This is a genomic window from Corallococcus sp. AB030, assembly GCF_003668965.1.
GTDB lineage: Bacteria > Myxococcota > Myxococcia > Myxococcales > Myxococcaceae > Corallococcus > Corallococcus exiguus.
Map to the genome: position 1 here is coordinate 1 of NZ_RAWQ01000006.1, position 17,633 is coordinate 17,633.

Here is a 17,633-nt window from a genome sequence, read left to right on the forward strand (position 1 = left end):
CGGGAGGACTTCTACGCTGCTGCCGTCCACCTCCTGGCGCAGTTGGGCCGCCCAGGAGGCTTCCGACGTCTCATCTCCTCTGCCCGCACTCGTTGGGTAGGCAAAGATTTACCCCGGATGGCTTAGAAGTCCGAGCGATGAAGCAGCAAGGGCCCGGCCGCGAACACTCGCGCCCGGGCCCTTCTCTTTTCAGGGGCTACGTCGTGCCTTCGGGCCGGTTCTTCTTCTGGGGTGAGGCCCCCGTGTGGCGGACGTTGCCGCGGGTGTCGTGCTTCCCGCCCGAGCGGCTGTCCGCGCTGTTGATGATGGCGCTCGCGAGCAGGAAGGCGTTGAGGCGCAGCTGCATGAAGTTGTGCTCCACCTTCGGCGGCTGCTGCATGCGCAGGGTGCGGTCCTCACCCGGCTGGTGCTTCGGCCACTCGGTCGCGGACGCGGGCGCTCCGGTGCGGGCGAACTGGAGCATCCAGTTGCTCACCTGGCGCGAGTACGCGCGGTCCTCGTCCGAGAGCACGTCCTGGGTGGGCGGGCAGCGGGCCACCGTGTCCAGGAAGTACGGGACGTCCGAGCCGTGCGGGACGCCGTCGGGGAACTCCGGGCGCAGCTCGGTGGCCGTGTACTCGAAGTAGAAGCGCCACGCGTCGGAGACCTTGAGGTGCAGGTCCGCGACCTGCCGCGGAATCAGCGTGAAGACGATGTCCCGGCACACCTGCCGCGCCAGCTCCTCGTCCGGTGACACGCCCGGGTAGAGCAGGCCGATGGGGACGTTGTTGTCCCGGAGGGCCTGGAGGATCTCCATGGGGTCGCGGCCCATGGCCTCCATCACGCTCACGTCATCGCTGGTGCTGCCCAGGATGAGCGGCACGCGCGCCTGCTGCTGCGCCTTGAAGGTGGACAGGATGGACTGGGGCAGCACCGTGTCGCCGCACACGGCCACCGGCGCCAGCGAGTGCTCTGGCGGCTGCTGCCAGAAGGACTCCGCGGGCAGCTGGCGCATGCGCTCCGGCGTCGCGGCCCCGTCCGCCACGCCCATGCCGCGGATCAACGCCTCGCCCTTGAGCTGCGCCTGCGCCAACGGCATCTCGTCCAGGCCGTACACGCTCATCGCCACACCCCGGTGGAACAGGGGCTTCGCGGCATCCATGCAGAAGAGGGCCAGCACGCTCTTGGCGCCCGCGGATTGGCCCATGAGGGTGACGTTGCCCGCGTCCCCGCCGAACTTCGCGATGTTGCGGTTCACCCACTGGAGCGCGGCGACCTGATCCAACAGGCCGAAGTTGGCCGCGCCGCCGCCCGGCTCCTTCTGGAGCGCCGGATGGGCCAGGAAGCCCAGGTGGCCCAGGCGGTAGTTGATCGTGACGAGGATGGCGTCACGGGACGCCATGGGCACGCCGTCGTACGGGGGCAGGCCGCTCGCGCCAAGCACATACGCGCCGCCGTGGATCCACACGATGACGGGCAGCTTCGCCTGGGGGTCCACGCGAGGCGTCCAGACATTGAGATAAAGACAATCCTCACCCATCGGATACGGGTCACCGCCGCCGCCCGCGATGCAGCCTTCGCGAGACTGGAGCGAGGACTTGCCGAACGTGGACGCCTGCCGGATGTTCTTCCAGGGCACGACCGGGGCGGGAGGACGCCACCGCAGCGCGCCCACGGGAGGCTGGGCGTAGGGAATTCCCTTGAAGGCATACACCCCTTCCTCGACGACGCCTTGGAGCTGTCCTTCGACCGTGCTGACGACGGGAGCCGACTGCTGGACCATTTTTGGAACCCCCCACGAGACCCGGCGCCAGGGCCGGGCCGGTGCGAAGTAGAGGTTTCGCCCATGCGAGTCAATGCATTGGGCCTCAAAGGCAATCACCCGTCCGCCAGCCGACGAGCCCCCAGACTCCGGAGCATCAGGGCAATGCCATACCGAGTTCCCGCAGGACGGCCCGGGTGATGGCTGCGTAGTCCCCGTCGAAGTGATGTCCACCCTTGAGCAGTACCGCGCGCGCGCCGGGCACGCCGGACAGCATGGGGCAGAGGCTGTCGGACAGCTCCTCATCACCGTAGACGCAGAGCACGGGCGTCCCCTTCAGGGCCTGCACGTCCGGGAGCACCGCGGCCGTGGGCCGGCCCTTGCCGCCGAAGATGTCCGTGACGTGCACCTCGAACTCCGCCTCCTTGCCGGGCGCGAGCAGCACGGCCATCCGCACGCGCTCGCGCAAATCCTCCGGCAGGCGCGCGGTGATGGCCGGCACCACGTCCGCGCCGCGCGAGTAGCCCAGCAACACCACGCGCTGCTTGCCCCACGCGGACAGGTAGTGGCGCAGCGCTCGGGCCACGTCCGCGGAGGTCTGCTCCGGCGTGCGGCGCTTCCAGAAGTAGCGCAGCGAGTTGAAGCCCACGACGGGGATGCCCTGCGCGGCGAGCGACTCGGAGACCGTCTGGTCCAGGCTGGCCCAGCCGCCATCGCCGGTAACGAAGAGTGCCAGCGTGTCGCCCGGGACATCCGACGTCGCGGGGACCTCCACCAGCGGCAGGCCCTCCACCGATGTATCCCCGGAGAGCCCCTGGGTGCCCGCGTCTGGAGGCGCCGCTGGCGTGGAGACCGGCGTCAGCGCTTCCGATGGGAGCGGCGCGGCGGCGGCATCATGCGCGGCCAGCAGCGCCCCCTGCCATGCGTCCACCGGCATGCGGGCCAATCCCGGCCCCGGCACCGTCAGCACGCGGGCCGTCGTCAGCGAGCGGGTGAAGTCGTGCGCGGCCTTCACCGGATGGACCGGATCATGCTCCGCGCCGAGCAGCACCCACGGTTGATACAGCGCACGCGCCGGGGCCAGCCGCTCGCGCCTGTCTTTGTCCGCGCGTGAGCGCACGAGCTCCGCGCCCGGACAGAAGGCCACGGAGGTCGTCACCTCCGGCGTGAAGTCCACGCTCACCGCGCCCCGGAACGTGCCCGGAGGAGCCTGGGCCAGCGCCGCGTAGGCCAGCGCCGCGCCCGTGCCGTCCCCCACGAGGACGGGGTGCAGGTACTCGGGCAGCTCCGCGTGCCGCTGGTAGCCCTGGCTCAGGACCTCCAGGTCGCCCGCCGGATACGCGCACCGGGTGCCCTTCTCCAAAGCGCGCAGGTAGGCCCCGGCGTCCACCCCGAGCACCAGCGCGCCGTGCGAGGCCAGCGCCGTGGACAGCTCCAGCGCCCTGCCCTTTTCCGCGGGCCCATCCGCCAGCAGGAGCACCACCGTCCCGGGCCTCCCCGGGGGCGTCACCACCGTGACATGGCCAAAGCGGCCCCCGATGTGCCGCGTCTCCACGCGCGGCGCGACGGGAGGCTGGGGCGCGGGGACCGCCACCGGGGCCGGAGCGACGGAGGGCGCCGCGCACGTGCGCGACCACGGGATGAGCGCCAGCGCCAGCACGAGCACGGCCCCCACCAGGAACCACTTCGCGCGCTTCCTCATCTCGCCACCACGCCGCCCAGCCCGCGCGACACCAGCGACGCCACGCCCGCGAGCACGCCCGGCAGCGCGAGCCCGCCCGGCGAAGCCAGGTAGCGCGGCGCCCAGTCCGGACGGAACTTCTCCTTGTACTGGCGCAGCCCCTGGAAGTTGTAGAAGTGCTCGCCGTGCCGGAACAGGAGCGCGCCCAGCCGGTTCCACATGGGCGCGAGCGCGCGTGCCTCGAAGCCGCTGAAGGGCGCCATGCCCAGGTTGAAGCGCAGGAAGCCCTGCCCCCGGCCCCACAGCATCAGCGACGTGAAGAGGAAGTCCATGGCCCCATGGGGACTGCCCGGCTGGTAGCGCATGAGGTCCACGCTCAGCTCCTCCTTCGTGTCCGGAGCCCACACGTTGGCGAAGCCCATGAGCACGCCGCTCCGGCGCACCAGCGCCACCGGCCCCTGCTCCAGGTAGCGCGGTGAGAAACAGCCCAGGCTGAAGCCCTTCTCACGCGTGTGCTTCTCCGCGAGCCACGCGTCGGAGATGGCTCGCAGCTGGGGCAGCAGCTCAGGCACGGCCTCGCGCGGTTGCACCTCGAAGGTCCAGCCCTCGCGCTCCATGCGGTGCATGCCGTGGCGCAGGCCCCGGCGCTCCGGCCCTTCCAGGCTGAAGTCCTGGAGCGGCACGGTGGCCTCCTCGCCCAGTTTGAGCAGCGTGAGCCCCAGGTCCAGGTAGCGCGGCAGCGCGCCCGGCCCCACCTGGTAGAAGCACGCCCAGCCGTGGTGCCGGTCCGCCAGTTCCAGGAAGCGCCACGCCAGCTCCGTCGCCGCGTCCGGAGGCCCCACCGGATCGCCCATGGACACCCACGCGCGCCCTGACACGCCGTACATGAGGAACGCGGTGCCCGCGTCGTTGAGCAGCAGGGACTTGTCCCCCACCAGCGCCAGCGAGGCCATGGACTCCGGGGCGCTCGCCACCAGGGGGCGCACCCGTTGCAGCTCCTCCACCGTCGGCGGATGCGTGCGCGGCGACGCCGGCCGCAGGAGCGCGGCCAGCCCCGCCACGATGGTCGCCCCCAGCACGCCCACGCTGGCGCGCAGGAAGCGCGGCGCGTTGCCTGAGAAGGCGAAGTGCCACCAGAGGTCGTTGCGGTACTCGACGTGCCGGTAGGAGAAGAACCCCAACCATACCGACGCGCCCACCACCGCCACCGTGGCCAGGAGCCACCCGGGGCTGAAGGCCTCCGCGAACAGAGACGTGTGCCGGTAGAACTGCTGATGGAACGGCGCCAGCGCCGCGGCCAGGACGAGCAGCAGCGTGGCCTCCTCGTAGTCCACGCCCTTCACCACGGAGAACACCGCGCCCGCCACCAGCAGCACCTGCGTCAGCACATAGGCCGCGTCCAGGCGCCGCTGGAGCCCGCGAGCGAGCAGGAGCAGCGACACGCCCACCAGGCTGCCCAGCAGATGCGACACCTCCAGGAGCGGCAGCGGCACCAGCCGGCGGAGCAGCGCCAGCCGCTCGGCGACGGGCGGCGTCGCGCCGGAGAAGAGCAGCACCGTGCCCGCCACGAACGCCACCGCCGACGCGGCCCACGGCACCACCGGCGCGAACGAGCTGTGCACCACCTTCGCCAGCCGCGTGAGGTGGTGACGACGCTGGAGCAACTCATGCCCCGCGAGCAGCAGCGCCGCCACCGTGAAGGGCAGCAGGTAGTAGACGAGCCGGTACACGAGCAGCACGCCCACGACCTGCGGCGCGGGCACGCGGGGCGTGAGCGCGGAGAGCATCACCGTCTCGAAGACACCCAGGCCCGCGGGCACCTGGCTGGCGATGCCCGCCAACTGAGCCAGCGCGAACAGCGCCGTGAGCGACGGCAGCGACACGCTGTCCGGAGGCAGCAGCACCCACAACACCGCCGCCGCCAGCGCCCAGTCCCCGCACGACACCACCAGTTGGGCCAGTGCCCGCGCGGGCGTGGGCAACGTCCACTCCAGGCCGCGAATACGCAGCGGCTTGCGCACGGTGGCGCACGCCACGAAATAGCTCACGAGCAGCAAACCCAGCGCGGCCCCCACTCCGTGCGCCACGGGCGTGGACAGGGACAGCACCCCTCCCCCGCCCTCCAGGAGCAACGACGCGCCGGTGACGGCGGCCAGGCCCAGCCAGAACGTGAGCGCGTTGAACGCGGACACCCGCGCGACGTCCAGCGCGGTGAGCCCCCACGCGGAGTACAGCCGGTAGCGCACCGAGCCGCCGCTCAGGAACGACGCGCCCAGGTTGTGCCCGAAGGCGTAGCCCACGAAGGATGTGAACCCCACGCGCGAATAGGGAATCCGGTGCCCCGCGTGCCCCAACGCCAGCACGTCGTACAGCGTGAGCGCCGCGTAGTTCACGACCGTCACGGCCAGGGCCAGGAGGATGCGACTCGCCGTCACGGCCGCGAGCCCCGCGCTCACGTCCTCGCGGCGGTAGTGCGACAGCTCGCGGTGCAGCACGTACGCCGCCACGCACAGCAGCAGCAATGGCAGTGCGGTGGTGAGGACTCTCTGGACCTTCGACATGCCAGGAGGACGCAGCATCCGGCGTGCCATGCATCATGAAGAGAAGACGCGGGGGCAGTCCTCCGCCCGAAAAGCCCCAGCTGGGGCAATTCGCCCCACCTTCCCGGGAGGACCAGGCAGGCACCGCGCCCCTGGCGCGACCGTGCCGGAATGGCTGCGTTAGCGTGGATGAAGACTCAACACCCGAGCCAGGAAGACACCTTGGTCTACGACGTGATCATCGCGGGGGCCGGCCCGGTCGGCCTGTTCCTGGCCTGTGAGCTGCGGCTCGCGAAGCGCACCGTGCTGGTGCTTGAACAAGCGGAGGATCCGCACTCCCCCCTGAAGCGGCTCCCGTTTGGAAGGCGAGGACTCTGGGGCCCCAGCATCGAAGCGTTCCACCGGCGCGGACTGCTGGAAGCCATCGCGTCGAACCCTCGTGCCGGCGCGGGTGCCCGTGGCCAACCGAGCCCCGGCTCCATGGCATCCAACTCACAGCTCCGCGGGCCAGCCGGCCACTTCGCGGGCATCCCGTTCGAATACAGCAACGTCGATTCGACGCGCTGGACGTACCGGCTCCCCGGCCCGGCCGATATGCAACTGGGAAGCGAAACGGAGCATCTCGAGCGCGTCCTCTCCGCTCACGCACACGCCCTGGGCGTGGAGCTCCGGCGCGGCCAGGGTGTCGAAGGCTTCGAGGCTTCGGACGAGGAAGTGATGGTCCATGCCGGTGGGCAACGCTTTCGCGCGCGTTGGCTGGTGGGGTGCGATGGCGGCCGCAGCACCGTCCGCAAGCAAGGGGGCTTCGAGTTCGTGGGGACCGGGCCTGAGCTCACGGGCTATTCGGTCCAGGCCGAAGTCGCCGATCCGGAGAAGCTCCGCCTGGGCCGTCATTACACGCCGACCGGGATGTACACCCAGTGGCAGCCCGGGGTGATCGCGATGACCGACTTCGACGGCGGCGCGGCCCATCGCACCCAAGCGCTCACCCTCGAGCACGTGCAAGCCGTCTTGCGGCGCGTGTCCTGCACGGACGTGACCCTCCAGGCGTTGCACCTCGCCTCGACCTGGACCGACCGCTCACAGCAGGCCACGACCTACCGCAAGGGACGGGTGCTGCTGGCGGGTGACTCCGCGCACATTCATTCACCCCTGGGCGGGCAGGGCCTGAACCTCGGACTCGGGGACGCCATGAACCTCGGATGGAAGCTCGCGGCGACCCTCCGCGGCGACGCCCCCGATGGCCTGCTCGACAGCTACACCCAGGAGCGCCATCCCGTGGGGGCGCGCATCCTCGATTGGACGCGGGCCCAGGTCGCGCTGATGCGCCCCAGCCCCCACTCCCGCGCGCTCGAAGCCATCCTCCGCGACGTGCTCGACACGCGCGACGGCGCGACCTACTTCGCTGAACGCCTCTGGGGCGTGTCCCTCCGCTACGACCTCGGCGGGGAACACCCGTTGGTGGGCCGCAGCTGCCCGGACTTCGAGTGGGAGGACGGAGAGCGGCTCGGCACACGGCTCCGGGATGGAACCGGCTTGCTGTTGGACTTCGGCCGGCACGCGTCGCTGCAAGCACTGGATGGCCTCTGGGGCGACCAGGTCCGGTACGTGGCCAGCGACGCCAGGAATCGCCTGGGACTGAGCGCGGCGCTCGTACGTCCGGATGGGTTCGTGGCCTGGGCGAGCGATACGACCCCAAGTCCCGAGGAGCTCACCCGAGCCGCGGCCAGGTGGTTCACGCCCCGCGAGCATCACGCTTCCCTGTGCTGAAGCCACGCATGGGACCTGGGTACAGGCGGACCAGGAGTCCGTCCTCGCACCGTCGCAGGCGGCGCCATGCCGGGCCCTCGCAAGCCCGTCCCCCTTCGGGACACGCGGGCCCTCCACGCCCGGAAGCCAGGGCTCCCCAGAGGAGCAGCGGACCCCCGGGGTAGGGTTCCGAGACAGGACCGGGGGTCACGCCGATCCTGAGAACAATTTCATGTTTTACGATTCTATCCGGTCCGCTCCGTCTGTTTTGTGAACAGCGAGTGAAACGCAGCGGCCGGAGGCACGGCGGGGAGGCATGAGGGACCCATTTTACTTTTGACCCCCTCGCGCTGGAGCATGTGTCTCGAATGCGTCGCTCCCGTGTCTTCGCTCTCGACTTACAGCTCCGGCTCACTCCCTTCCGCGGCTCCCGGAAGGCCCTCTTCTCGCGGCTCGCGGGCGTGGGGGCCGTGCTGCTGATGCTCCTCGCGTTCGCGCCCGCCGCCCGGGCGGAGGCCGCTGGGACAACGGCCGCCCAGCCCGCGCTCGACGGGTGGCGCTATCGATGGGGAGACTCGCCGCTGGGGCCTGACGGCGTCCCCACGTGGGCGACGGAGCCGGAGGACGCGGCGGGCTGGCAGGCCATGACCGCGCTCCAGGAGCCGCCGGGCCGCGGGACGAACACCTTCCTCTGGCTGAGCATCCCCGTGCCCCAGGGCCCGTGGCTGGAGCCCGCCCTCTTCCTGGGCAACGTGGCCAACGCCTTCGAGGTCTACGCCGACGGCCAGCGCGTCCACACCAGCGGGACGCTGGCCCCCAACGGCCAGGAGATCATGGAGAACATGGTCTGGCACCTGGTGCCCGTGCCGCCCGCGTCCATGGGCCATCGCGTGCTCCTGCGCATCCAGGCGCATGGGCCCGCCATCGGAGTCACGCGCGACGCGAAGGTGGGCTCGCGCCAGGAGCTGCTCGCGGAGGTGACGCGCCTGGGACTGGCGCCCTTCGTCATGGGGACGCTGCTGGTGGGCATTGGCGCGGTGTCGCTGTTCGCCGCCCTCCTGCGCCGCCAGGGGCGGATGCTCGCCGCGCTGACCGTGTTCTCCGCGGGCTCGGGCGCGCTGCTGCTGGGCTCCAGCGGCCTGTTCCCGGCGCTCTGGGGCAAGGCGGCCACCGGCAGCGTCCTCACGCTGCTGGGCTCGTACGCCATCCTGCCCGCCCTGGCGTGGTTCATCTCCGATACGGTGGGCACGGACAAGCTGCGCTGGTTCCGCCGGGGCGCGGCGGTCGTCACCGTGCCGGCCATCCTCCAGGCGATCATCGTGGTGATGGACCTGGGCTCCGCGTGGCGGCTGCTGTCCGCCTTCATCCTCTACTCGCTGCCCGGACTGCTGGTGTGCGTGGGGGTCGCGGTGGTCGAGGCCCTCAAGGGGAACAAGGACGCGCGCATCTTCGTCGCGGGCCTGGGGGTCCTCACCTTCGTGCTCCTGCTCAGCACCCTGCCGATGCTGGGCCTGATGGAGGCCACCGACAGCCAGGTGCACTGGGGCTTCTTCGCGCTGACGCTGTCGCTCGTGGCCATCGTGGCGCGGCGCTCCGCGGAGGTGGTGCGCTCGCTGGCGGAGTACACGCACCAGTTGGACGCGCGCCGCAAGGACGTGCGCCTGCTGGCCGAGGGCATGGGCCGCGGCGCGGACGAGCTCGCCGCCGTCGTACAGCAGCTGCACACCTCCAGCGAGGAGCAGACCGTGGGCATCAGCCGCCAGGCCGCCGCGCTGCGCGAGCTGGAGCAGACGGTGGAGGAGATCCGCCAGGGCTCGCACCTGACGGCGGACAAGGCGCGGGTGCTCGCGGCGTCCGCGGAGAGCGCGGAGGCGGTGGGGCGCGAGGGTGGCGCCGCCCTGGAGCGCACGCTGACGGACCTGGCCGCCATCCGCACGGAGGTGTCGGGGATGGCCTCGCGCATCCTCGCGCTCGACGAGCGCACCCGCGAGGTGTCCAGCATCGTCGACGACGTGAAGACGCTGGCGGACCAGTCCAACATGCTGGCCATCAACGCGGCCATCGAGGCGGTGCGCAACGGCGACAGCGGCAAGGGCTTTGGCGTGGTGGCCAAGGAGATGCGCAGGCTGGCGGACCAGTCCATCCGCGCCACCGAGCGCATCCGCGACGTGCTCGACGGCGTGAGCATGAGCATGCGCGAGGCCGCGCAGATGAGCGAACAGGGCGAGGCGCGCGTGCAGGTGAGCCTGGACGCGGTCCGGGGCTCCGGCGCGCAGCTGCAGAAGCTGACGAGCATCATCGGCGACACCACCGGCAGCGTGAGGCAGATCACCCAGGCCGTGGCGCAGCAAGACTCGGGCACGCATCAGATTGCCCAGGCCATCCAGGAGCTGTCCGGCCAGATGCAGCGCACGCTCCAGGCCGTGGAGGAGACGCGCACCGTCACACACTCCGTGCAGACGCTGGCGGAGGTCATGTCGGGGGCCGCGAGCAAGGCGCTCCGCTCCGGCACGTTGGACGACCAGCAAAAGCCCGCGGCGGCGTGAAGCCCGGGCCCGGCCCGGCTACACTCCGGGCCATGGTGCCCCTGACCGACCACTCCGGGCTGTCCCCCGAGCGGCGCGCCGCCCTGGAGCGGCAGCTCGCGCCGCTCACGCTGCTCCAGGACGTGGTCCGCTGGGGCTTCGCGAGCCACCCGCCGCGCGACGTGGCGGCGGTGGTGGTCCAGGACGAGTTCACCCACGACGTGGTGCTGCCCTGGGAAGAGGAGCGCTACCTCGTCTTCGACACCACCTGACTGGGCGGAGTGACCTCGGTCTCCGTGTGGGACCGCTGCCCTACCGCCGATGAGTTGCTGGACGCGAGGCTGCGCGCCGGCTGGACGCCCACGCCGACGAGCACCGTCGACGGGGACGTCATCCTGGGCCACGCCGCGTGCCGGGCTCCGTCCAGGGCCGCGCGCTGACGTCCTGGCGACACTCGTCCGGGGCGATGCGTGGAGAACGCGACGCCCTGGGCGAAAAGGCGCGCGGGCGCTGACGAAGCCATGACGTGCGGGAAGTACGAGCACCGCCATGGAAGAGAGCCTGAAGCCCCGGTTGCGCGGCCTGTCCCACGTCATCGCGTTCGTGGCGGCGCTGGTGGGCTGCGTGAGGATGACGCAGCTGCCGGTGCACGGCGTGCAGTACGCGGCGAACCTGGTGTTTGGCGGCAGCATGGTGCTGATGTTCGGAGTGAGTGGGGGCTACCACTGGCCCACCTGGAGCGCGGCGACGTACCAGCGGATCCGCCGGTTCGACCACGCGGCCATCTTCATCCTCATCGCGGGGAGCTTCACGCCGCTGGCGACGTTGGACCCCATGGGGGGCCTGAGCCAGCGGCTGCTCTGGGTGATGTGGGGCGCGGCGCTGACGGGAGCCACGCTGACGCTCGCGGGAATCTCCGCGTCGCGAGGCCTGCGCTCGGGGCTCTACGTGGCGCTGGGCTGCGTGGCGGCCCCGGTGTTCTGGAACCTGCCCGGGGTGATGGGCCAGGGCCGCGTGGGATGGCTCTTCTTCGGGGCCATGCTCTACGCCGTGGGCGCGGTGGTGTACGCGCGCCGTTGGCCGGATCCCATCCCCCACGTCTTCGGCTACCACGAAGTGTTCCACGTCATGGTCGTCGCCGCGGCCGCCACGCACTACGCTGTGCTGCTGGACTTCGTGGGGCGTTGACCGTGGCCATGCGTTTGCGCGCGTGCATCGCAATTCTGCTGTTCATTTCGGGCTGTGCCGCGACGGAGCCCATCACGAAGGAGCCCGCGGCCCGCGGCCGACGGAGTGCCAACCTCCAGCGAGCGGCGGCGCTGCCCTGGAGGGACGGTGGGCGGTGCGTCGTTCGCGAAGCGTCCCAGCCTTGGCCCGTGCTGGTGGAGCGGTGCTATCCGGCGCTCGACCAGGGCCGGGTCGAGTTCCACGACACCACGGGAAGATGCACGGTCGCCTCCGCTGACGCCGCGACCCTGGGACTCGGGGTCTGTGTGCTGGCGGCTCCTGAGATTGCCGTGGGAGCCGTGATCGTCCTGGGCGTGGTGGTGGTCGGCGTCGCCATCAAGGAGGAGTTTGATGCGTATGAGCTACGCCACCTCTATCCCGAGGAAGCAGGGGCCTCACGAGGAACGAGGGTCGCGTCCCGAGATGCTGTAGCGAAGCCGGAGCCCAAGTTGGAACCGGAGCCAGCTGGCCAAGGCAGACAGCCCCCGGTGCCACCTGTGCCCGTGGACCGGACGCGGCGCGCCAGCTGCGAGCCGGTTCCAGTGCCGCGCGCATCCAAGGATGGGCCACACAACGAGTGCGCCGACAGGTTCCCACCGAACCGTTATCCCGGAATGGACGTGAGCGTGGGCGGGGTGCGCTTCGATGCGCTACAAGTCGGCGCGTGGGTGCTCTGGGAAATCAAGACCCACCAGTTTGATTCATACAACATCTTCATTCAGGACCGCGAAATCGAAGACGAAATCAAACAATTGACCAAGGAGCGCGACATCGCACGGGCCTGTGGATATGAGTTCTTCGTTGGCGTGAGCACTGAAGCGCACAAGCTCGCACTGCTCAGGCAAGACTCCACCTTCAAGGTCGTTGTCACGGGGTGTAAAAGATGACCGCTCAAGGCCCCCTCCTTCTCAATATCTACGCGCCTGCGCTTGTGGGGGGCGACAACCGCACGCTCGCGACTGTCCACGGACTGGAACGCGCGTTGCCCGGATTGCGCCTGGACTGGAGAGTGACGGAGAAGCGACAGCTTGCTGTCGTGCCACAGCGCGATGCGTGGTTGACCCAGGAGGCAGCGCGTGGCGAGTTCCCTTTTATCTGTAACGGTGACGAGCGTTATCCCGTGATGATTTCCGGGCATAACCGTTCCGTGTCTGCAAGCCCTCGCGGCGAGCCGCAATTCCAGCTCCATGCGAAGCTGCCCCTGGACGCGGCCGTCCTCTCGGCAGCGGCGAATGTGCTTGAAGCCTTGGCGGAGAGTGCAAACGCATTCTGGGGACAAGCAACGCCAGACGGAGCTGCGGTGGACATCGCGTATCAGACCGCCCCCACGCTGGAAGGACCACCGTCCCCACGCCGGGGGTTGCCCGCCCTGAAGCTCTTCGAGCACATCCGCTCGCCCGAGATTCCCTATTACCTCGGGTGGCTGAACTACTGGTCGGCCGCTTCCGCACGAGCCATCGGGTTCCCGGATCCTGCTCGCGACACCGACTTACTCTCACGGTCGCGGCGCACGGCGACGGGCGGGTGGATCGTGCAGCTCACCGAAGCGCCCCTCGACCTGGACGACCCCGCCCATCTGGCAGCGCTCAAGCGGGCCTACGAGCGCTTCCCCGAAATCGGCGGGCGCGGGGTGCCGTGAACTGCGTGATGAGTGTGGGACGCTGCACGCCGCATCGGCCGCCACTCCAGGTGCCACGCCCCATGGCGGGATGAACCCTTCCTCGAGGAGGCACCACCATGGCCGACCCGGCGATCACCACACAGTGCTGCATCGCGGGCGGAGGGCCGGCGGGAATGATGCTGGGGCTGCTGCTGGCCCGGGCCGGAGTGGAGGTAACGGTGCTGGAGAAGCATGCGGACTTCCTCCGCGACTTCCGGGGCGACACGCTCCACCCGTCCACGCTGGAGCTGATGCACGAGTTGGGCTGGCTGGACGAGCTGCTCGCCCTCCCCCACTCGAAGATGTTGGACCTGCGCTTCCAGGTCGGCGAACACGAGGTCACCGTGGGTGACTTCCGCCACCTCCCCACGCACGCGCGCTATCTGGCCTTCATGCCGCAGTGGGACCTGCTCGACTTCATCGCGCGCAAAGCCGCCATGTACCCGACCTTCCAGCTCCTCCGCCGCACGGAGGCAACGGACCTCGTGCGCGACCATGGCCAGGTCGTCGGAGTCCGCGCACGGACGCCGGAAGGCCCGCTGGAGGTGCGCGCGTCGCTGGTGGTGGCGGCGGACGGCCGGAAGTCCACGCTGCGTCAGCAGTCCGGCCTGGAGGTCCAGAACCTGGGCGCCCCCATGGACGTGCTCTGGTTCCGCGTGTCGCGCAGACCTGACGATCCCAGCCCACCCCTGGGCCACTTCGAGCGCGGAGCGCTCTTCCTGCTCATCAACCGGGGCGACCAGTGGCAGTGCGGCCGGGTCATCCCCAAGGGCGGCATCGCGTCCGTCCAGGCGCGCGGCCTGGAGGCCTTCCGGGCCGAACTCGTGAAACAGGCGCCGTTCCTCGCCGACCGAGCTGGTGAAATCCGAAGCTGGGACGACGTGAAGCTGCTGACCGTGCGAGTGGATCGGCTGCGCACCTGGTATCAGCCCGGCCTGCTGTGCATTGGCGACGCGGCGCACGCGATGTCGCCCGTGGGCGGCGTGGGCATCAACCTGGCGGTGCAGGATGCCGTGGCCACCGCCAACCTGCTCGCGGGCCCCCTGCTCGCCCGCCGTGTCACGACCGAGGACCTGCGCCGCGTCCAGCAGCGCCGCGAGTTCCCCACCCGTCTCACCCAGCGGGCGCAGGTGCTCATCCAGAACCGCGTGGTGGACCCGGCGCTCCGGAAGCGCGCCTTCAGCAACGGTCGGCTGCCCCTGAGCCTCCAGCTGGTGAAGCGCATCCCCGCGCTGCGCCGCATCCCCGCGCGCCTGATAGGCCTGGGCGTCCGCCCCGAGCACATCCACACGCCGGCCGCTTCACCCCTTCACTGAGGACCGCCGGAGCGCTGGTTCCCCCGCCCCGGTTCCAGGCACGGTTGTCCTGGCGCATCCCACCCCAAAACTTCGCGGGAAGTGCCTGACGCCCGTGCATCACCCTCCTGCGCGTCAGGCCTGGAGGAACCATGACGAGCTCACGAACGACAGCCCTGCGGGAAGTCCGCTCCCAGGCCACCGAGGAACTCCGCTCGGGCCAATGGAAGCTGACCGCCGCGGTGGTGGTCGCGGGGACGATGATGTCCGTGGGGATGAAACGCCGCTCGCTCGGGGGCACGGTGGTGGCCCTGGCCGGCGGCGCCGTGCTCTATGGGGGCCTGCAATCCCAGCGGCGTGCTCTCGCCTCGGTCGCTCGGAAGGCCCGCCGCGCATTGACAGGCAAGGAAGCGAGGCATGGACAGCTCATCGAAGTGGAGCACACGCTCACGGTGGGACGTCCGGTGGAGGAGCTCTACCGCCTGTGGCGTGAACCCTCCACGCTGAGCCGCCTGATGGAGCACTTCGCGGAGGTCACGCCCACGGCCGGTGACGGCCGGCACTTCCGGATCCACGGGCCGCTGGGGCGCGAGGTGAGCTGGGACTCGCGCCTCGTGGAGGAACGCGCGCCGGAGTTCCACAGCTGGGAGTCCACGGAGGACAGCCCCGTGAAGACGCGAGGGTGGGTGCGCTTCCAGCCCGCTCCGAACGGGGGCACGGAAGTGACATTGCACCAGGCCTTCTCGCCCCCGGGCGGAGCGCTGGGCGAGGCGCTGGCGAAGCGGATGCGTGGCGTCCCCGCCATGCAGGTGAGGAAGGTGTTGCGCAGCTTCAAGAGCCTGGCGGAGACCGGGGAGATTCCCACGGAGGACGCGCCGAAGGGCTACGGGTTCTTCAAGCAGAAGGTGGATGGCTACGTGCGGAACGTGTTCACTTCTTGAGCCGCGGGCGTCCTGCCCTTCCCACAACTCAACACCCGTGCGAGGGGCGGATCCGTCCGTCATCGCCGGACAGCGAGGAGGCCCCTAGGGGGTGTCCCTAATTAAGCCAAAGCATCATGCAGGCCAGGTGGAGGACCGCCAGGTAGTTGGTGGCGGTCTTCTCGTAGCGGGTGGCCACGGCGCGGAAGCGCTTGAGGCGGTGGAACATGCACTCCACCTGGATGCGCAGCCGGTAGAGGGCGCGACTGTTGCGGCGCCGGTGGTGCTTGCGCGTTGGATTCATCGCGATGACGGGCCTCATTCCGCGCTCCCGGACGGCCTGCACGAGGTGGTCGGCGTCATAGCCGGCGTCGGCGATGAGCGCCTTGCCGTGCGCATACTGAATGAGGTGCTCGGCTTCAGTGACGTCGCCGCGCTGCCCAGGCGTCAGCGTCACTTCGAGCGGTTGGCCCTGGGTGGTGCACAGGGCGTGGACCTTGGAAGAAAAGCCTCCTCGAGAACGGCCCAGAGCATTGCATCGGCCCCCCCTTTTGCGCCTGAGGCGTCCTGATGCGCCCGGATGATGGTGGCGTCCAGCAGCGAGCCGACATCATCCACTTGCAACTGCAGCGACTTGAAGAGCCCCTCCCATACTCCTCGGGTCGCCCAGCGCCCGAAGCGGTTGTAGACCGTCTTCCAGGGCCCGTAACGCTCTGGCAAGTCACGCCAGGGTGCGCCCGTCTTCACCCGCCAGAGCACTGCATTGACGAACTGCCGGTCACCTTTCTTGGTGCGCGGCCCTCGTCGGGCAGGGATGAGTGGCTCAAGCTGCTTCCACTGCTCGTCCGTCAGCTCATGTCGGTGCACTCACCAGGGGTGCTCAGCTCTTCCTTTCCCTGCAAGCTCAACCCTGCCCACGGGGCTGGCGGCCGCTCGGCCTCCAGCACCTTTCTTCAGATAATTAGGGACACCCCCTAGAGGAAGGGCATGACCGTCTTCCTCCGAGCCCCCTTCTGCGTGGGCGCCGCGCTGTTCCTGACGAACTGCGCGCACCGCTCCACTCCCGACACCTCCACGAAGGCGCCCGCGCTGCCCGCGCCCGACCCCAGCTTCAAGGTGGAGCGGTACAGCACGGTCGTCGGCTGGCCGGAAGACAAGCGCCCCACGGCCCCGGAAGGCTTCGAGGTGATGCGCTACGCGGACGGCCTGCGCAACCCGCGCTGGACCTACGTGCTGCCCAACGGCGACGTGCTGGTGGCCGAGGCCAGCTCCGAGTTCAAGAGCGAGCAGGACAAAGAGGAGTCCATCGAGTCCGGCAAGGTGCGCTCGCAGAACCTGGGCCACAGCGCCAACCGCATCACGCTGCTGCGCGACGCGGACCACGACGGCACGCCCGAGGTCCGCGAGGTGTTCCTGGAAGGCGTGAAGCAGCCGCTGGGAATGCTGCTGCTGGGCGACCGCTTCTACGTGGCCGGCACGGACGCCGTCTGGCGCTACCCATACACGGCCGGGGAGACGTCGCTGAAGGCCCCCGGTGAGAAGCTCCTGGAGCTGCCGGCGGGCGGCTACAACAACCACTGGACGCGCAACCTGCTGGCCAACGCGGACGGTTCGAAGCTCTACGTGTCCGTGGGCTCCGCGAGCAACGTGGCCGAGCACGGCCTGAAGGAGGAGGAGCGCCGCGCCAACATCCTGGAGATCAACCCGGACGGCACCGGCGAGCGCATCTACGCGAGCGGCCTGCGCAACCCCGTGGGCATGGGCTGGGCCCCGGGCACGCGCACGCTGTGGACGGCGGTGAACGAGCGCGACGACCTGGGCGAGGACCTGGTGCCGGACTACCTCACGCACGTGGAGGACGGCGGGTTCTACGGCTGGCCCTACGCGTACTTCGGAGCGAACGAGGATCCACGCATGGCGGGACAGCGGCCGGACCTGGTGGCGAAGACGCTGGTGCCGGACGTGCAACTGGGCTCCCACACCGCGTCGCTGGGCCTGGCGTTCTACGAGGCCCAGGCGTTCCCGGAGAAGTACCGGGGCGGCGCGTTCATCGGGCAGCACGGCTCGTGGAACCGCGCGGAGCTGTCTGGCTACAAGGTCGTGTTCGTGCCGTTCAAGGACGGGAAGCCCTCCGGTCCGCCGGAGGACTTCCTCACGGGCTTCATCGCCGACGCGGCCCAGGCCCGGGTGCACGGCCGGCCGGTGGGCGTCACGGTGCTGCCGGACGGCGCGTTGCTGGTCGCGGATGACGCCAGCAACACGCTGTGGAAGGTGACCGCGAAGCGCTGAAGGGCA

At 70.0% G+C, this 17,633-nt stretch carries 13 protein-coding genes and 1 pseudogene; 10 read left to right on the forward strand and 4 right to left on the reverse strand.

Annotation, left to right across the window (positions count from 1 at the left end; all coding sequences use genetic code 11):
- Window positions 1-196: 196 nt before the first annotated feature.
- The 3 genes from D7Y15_RS02690 to mprF all read right to left on the reverse strand — a co-directional run bounded on the left by D7Y15_RS02690 (window position 197) and on the right by mprF (window position 6,001).
- Window positions 197-1,762 carry a carboxylesterase/lipase family protein gene (locus tag D7Y15_RS02690; RefSeq protein ID WP_120580064.1) on the reverse strand — a complete coding sequence of 522 codons (1,566 nt, stop codon included), beginning with the start codon at window positions 1,760-1,762 and terminating at the stop codon, window positions 197-199.
- A gap of 136 nt (window positions 1,763-1,898) precedes the next feature.
- Entirely contained in the window at window positions 1,899-3,443 is a 1,545-nt protein-coding gene (locus tag D7Y15_RS02695) for a virulence factor family protein (protein ID WP_121751606.1), read from the reverse strand.
- Window positions 3,440-6,001, reverse strand: coding sequence for a bifunctional lysylphosphatidylglycerol flippase/synthetase MprF (gene mprF / locus D7Y15_RS02700; protein WP_233604809.1), 2,562 nt, complete (start codon window positions 5,999-6,001; stop codon window positions 3,440-3,442). Before mprF ends, D7Y15_RS02695 begins: the two co-directional genes overlap by 4 nt.
- 183 nt (window positions 6,002-6,184) lie before the next feature.
- On the opposite strand from mprF, the gene D7Y15_RS02705 reads away from it, so the two are divergent.
- The 9 genes from D7Y15_RS02705 to D7Y15_RS02740 all read left to right on the forward strand — a co-directional run bounded on the left by D7Y15_RS02705 (window position 6,185) and on the right by D7Y15_RS02740 (window position 15,359).
- Window positions 6,185-7,732: an FAD-dependent monooxygenase gene (locus D7Y15_RS02705; protein ID WP_121751607.1), complete on the forward strand. Its 1,548-nt coding sequence runs from the start codon at window positions 6,185-6,187 to the stop codon at window positions 7,730-7,732.
- A gap of 347 nt (window positions 7,733-8,079) precedes the next feature.
- Window positions 8,080-10,257: a methyl-accepting chemotaxis protein gene (locus D7Y15_RS02710; RefSeq protein WP_121751608.1), complete on the forward strand. Its 2,178-nt coding sequence runs from the start codon at window positions 8,080-8,082 to the stop codon at window positions 10,255-10,257.
- 32 nt (window positions 10,258-10,289) lie between these two features.
- A complete protein-coding gene (locus D7Y15_RS02715) occupies window positions 10,290-10,508 on the forward strand; it encodes a hypothetical protein (protein WP_120580061.1) in 219 nt (72 codons plus the stop codon).
- Between the two features lie 9 nt (window positions 10,509-10,517).
- Entirely contained in the window at window positions 10,518-10,676 is a 159-nt protein-coding gene (locus D7Y15_RS44600) for a hypothetical protein (protein ID WP_158624533.1), read from the forward strand.
- Window positions 10,677-10,785: 109 nt separating this feature from the next.
- A complete protein-coding gene (locus D7Y15_RS02720) occupies window positions 10,786-11,424 on the forward strand; it encodes a hemolysin III family protein (protein ID WP_120580060.1) in 639 nt (212 codons plus the stop codon).
- 8 nt (window positions 11,425-11,432) lie between these two features.
- Window positions 11,433-12,350, forward strand: a complete 918-nt coding sequence (locus D7Y15_RS02725; RefSeq protein ID WP_121751660.1) for a DUF6310 domain-containing protein — start codon at window positions 11,433-11,435, stop codon at window positions 12,348-12,350.
- Entirely contained in the window at window positions 12,347-13,102 is a 756-nt protein-coding gene (locus D7Y15_RS02730; protein ID WP_121751609.1) for a DUF5953 family protein, read from the forward strand. Before D7Y15_RS02725 ends, D7Y15_RS02730 begins: the two co-directional genes overlap by 4 nt.
- A 98-nt stretch (window positions 13,103-13,200) precedes the next feature.
- The gene (locus D7Y15_RS02735; protein WP_120580058.1) at window positions 13,201-14,439 is read left to right on the forward strand and encodes an FAD-dependent oxidoreductase; all 1,239 of its coding nucleotides are present in this window, start codon (window positions 13,201-13,203) and stop codon (window positions 14,437-14,439) included.
- A gap of 131 nt (window positions 14,440-14,570) precedes the next feature.
- Window positions 14,571-15,359, forward strand: coding sequence for an SRPBCC family protein (locus D7Y15_RS02740; RefSeq protein WP_120580057.1), 789 nt, complete (start codon window positions 14,571-14,573; stop codon window positions 15,357-15,359).
- Between the two features lie 97 nt (window positions 15,360-15,456).
- Here the strand turns inward: D7Y15_RS02740 and D7Y15_RS46705 are convergent.
- A pseudogene (locus D7Y15_RS46705) lies at window positions 15,457-16,178 on the reverse strand (IS5 family transposase); the annotation flags it as partial.
- A gap of 147 nt (window positions 16,179-16,325) precedes the next feature.
- Here D7Y15_RS46705 and D7Y15_RS02755 point away from each other — a divergent pair.
- Window positions 16,326-17,627: a sorbosone dehydrogenase family protein gene (locus tag D7Y15_RS02755; RefSeq protein ID WP_121751612.1), complete on the forward strand. Its 1,302-nt coding sequence runs from the start codon at window positions 16,326-16,328 to the stop codon at window positions 17,625-17,627.
- Window positions 17,628-17,633: the final 6 nt, after the last annotated feature.

What these genes read in the sequence shown, in the direction of transcription:
- D7Y15_RS02710 (WP_121751608.1), top strand. Translation starts at nt 8,080, where the DNA reads ATGCGTCGCTCCCGTGTCTTCGCTCTCGACTTACAGCTCCGGCTCACT.
- D7Y15_RS02715 (WP_120580061.1), top strand. Translation starts at nt 10,290, where the DNA reads ATGGTGCCCCTGACCGACCACTCCGGGCTGTCCCCCGAGCGGCGCGCC.
- D7Y15_RS02740 (WP_120580057.1), top strand. Translation starts at nt 14,571, where the DNA reads ATGACGAGCTCACGAACGACAGCCCTGCGGGAAGTCCGCTCCCAGGCC.
- D7Y15_RS02730 (WP_121751609.1), top strand. Translation starts at nt 12,347, where the DNA reads ATGACCGCTCAAGGCCCCCTCCTTCTCAATATCTACGCGCCTGCGCTT.
- D7Y15_RS02720 (WP_120580060.1), top strand. Translation starts at nt 10,786, where the DNA reads ATGGAAGAGAGCCTGAAGCCCCGGTTGCGCGGCCTGTCCCACGTCATC.
- D7Y15_RS02735 (WP_120580058.1), top strand. Translation starts at nt 13,201, where the DNA reads ATGGCCGACCCGGCGATCACCACACAGTGCTGCATCGCGGGCGGAGGG.
- mprF (WP_233604809.1), bottom strand. Translation starts at nt 6,001, where the DNA reads ATGCTGCGTCCTCCTGGCATGTCGAAGGTCCAGAGAGTCCTCACCACC.
- D7Y15_RS02755 (WP_121751612.1), top strand. Translation starts at nt 16,326, where the DNA reads ATGACCGTCTTCCTCCGAGCCCCCTTCTGCGTGGGCGCCGCGCTGTTC.
- D7Y15_RS02690 (WP_120580064.1), bottom strand. Translation starts at nt 1,762, where the DNA reads ATGGTCCAGCAGTCGGCTCCCGTCGTCAGCACGGTCGAAGGACAGCTC.
- D7Y15_RS02725 (WP_121751660.1), top strand. Translation starts at nt 11,433, where the DNA reads ATGCGTTTGCGCGCGTGCATCGCAATTCTGCTGTTCATTTCGGGCTGT.
- D7Y15_RS02695 (WP_121751606.1), bottom strand. Translation starts at nt 3,443, where the DNA reads ATGAGGAAGCGCGCGAAGTGGTTCCTGGTGGGGGCCGTGCTCGTGCTG.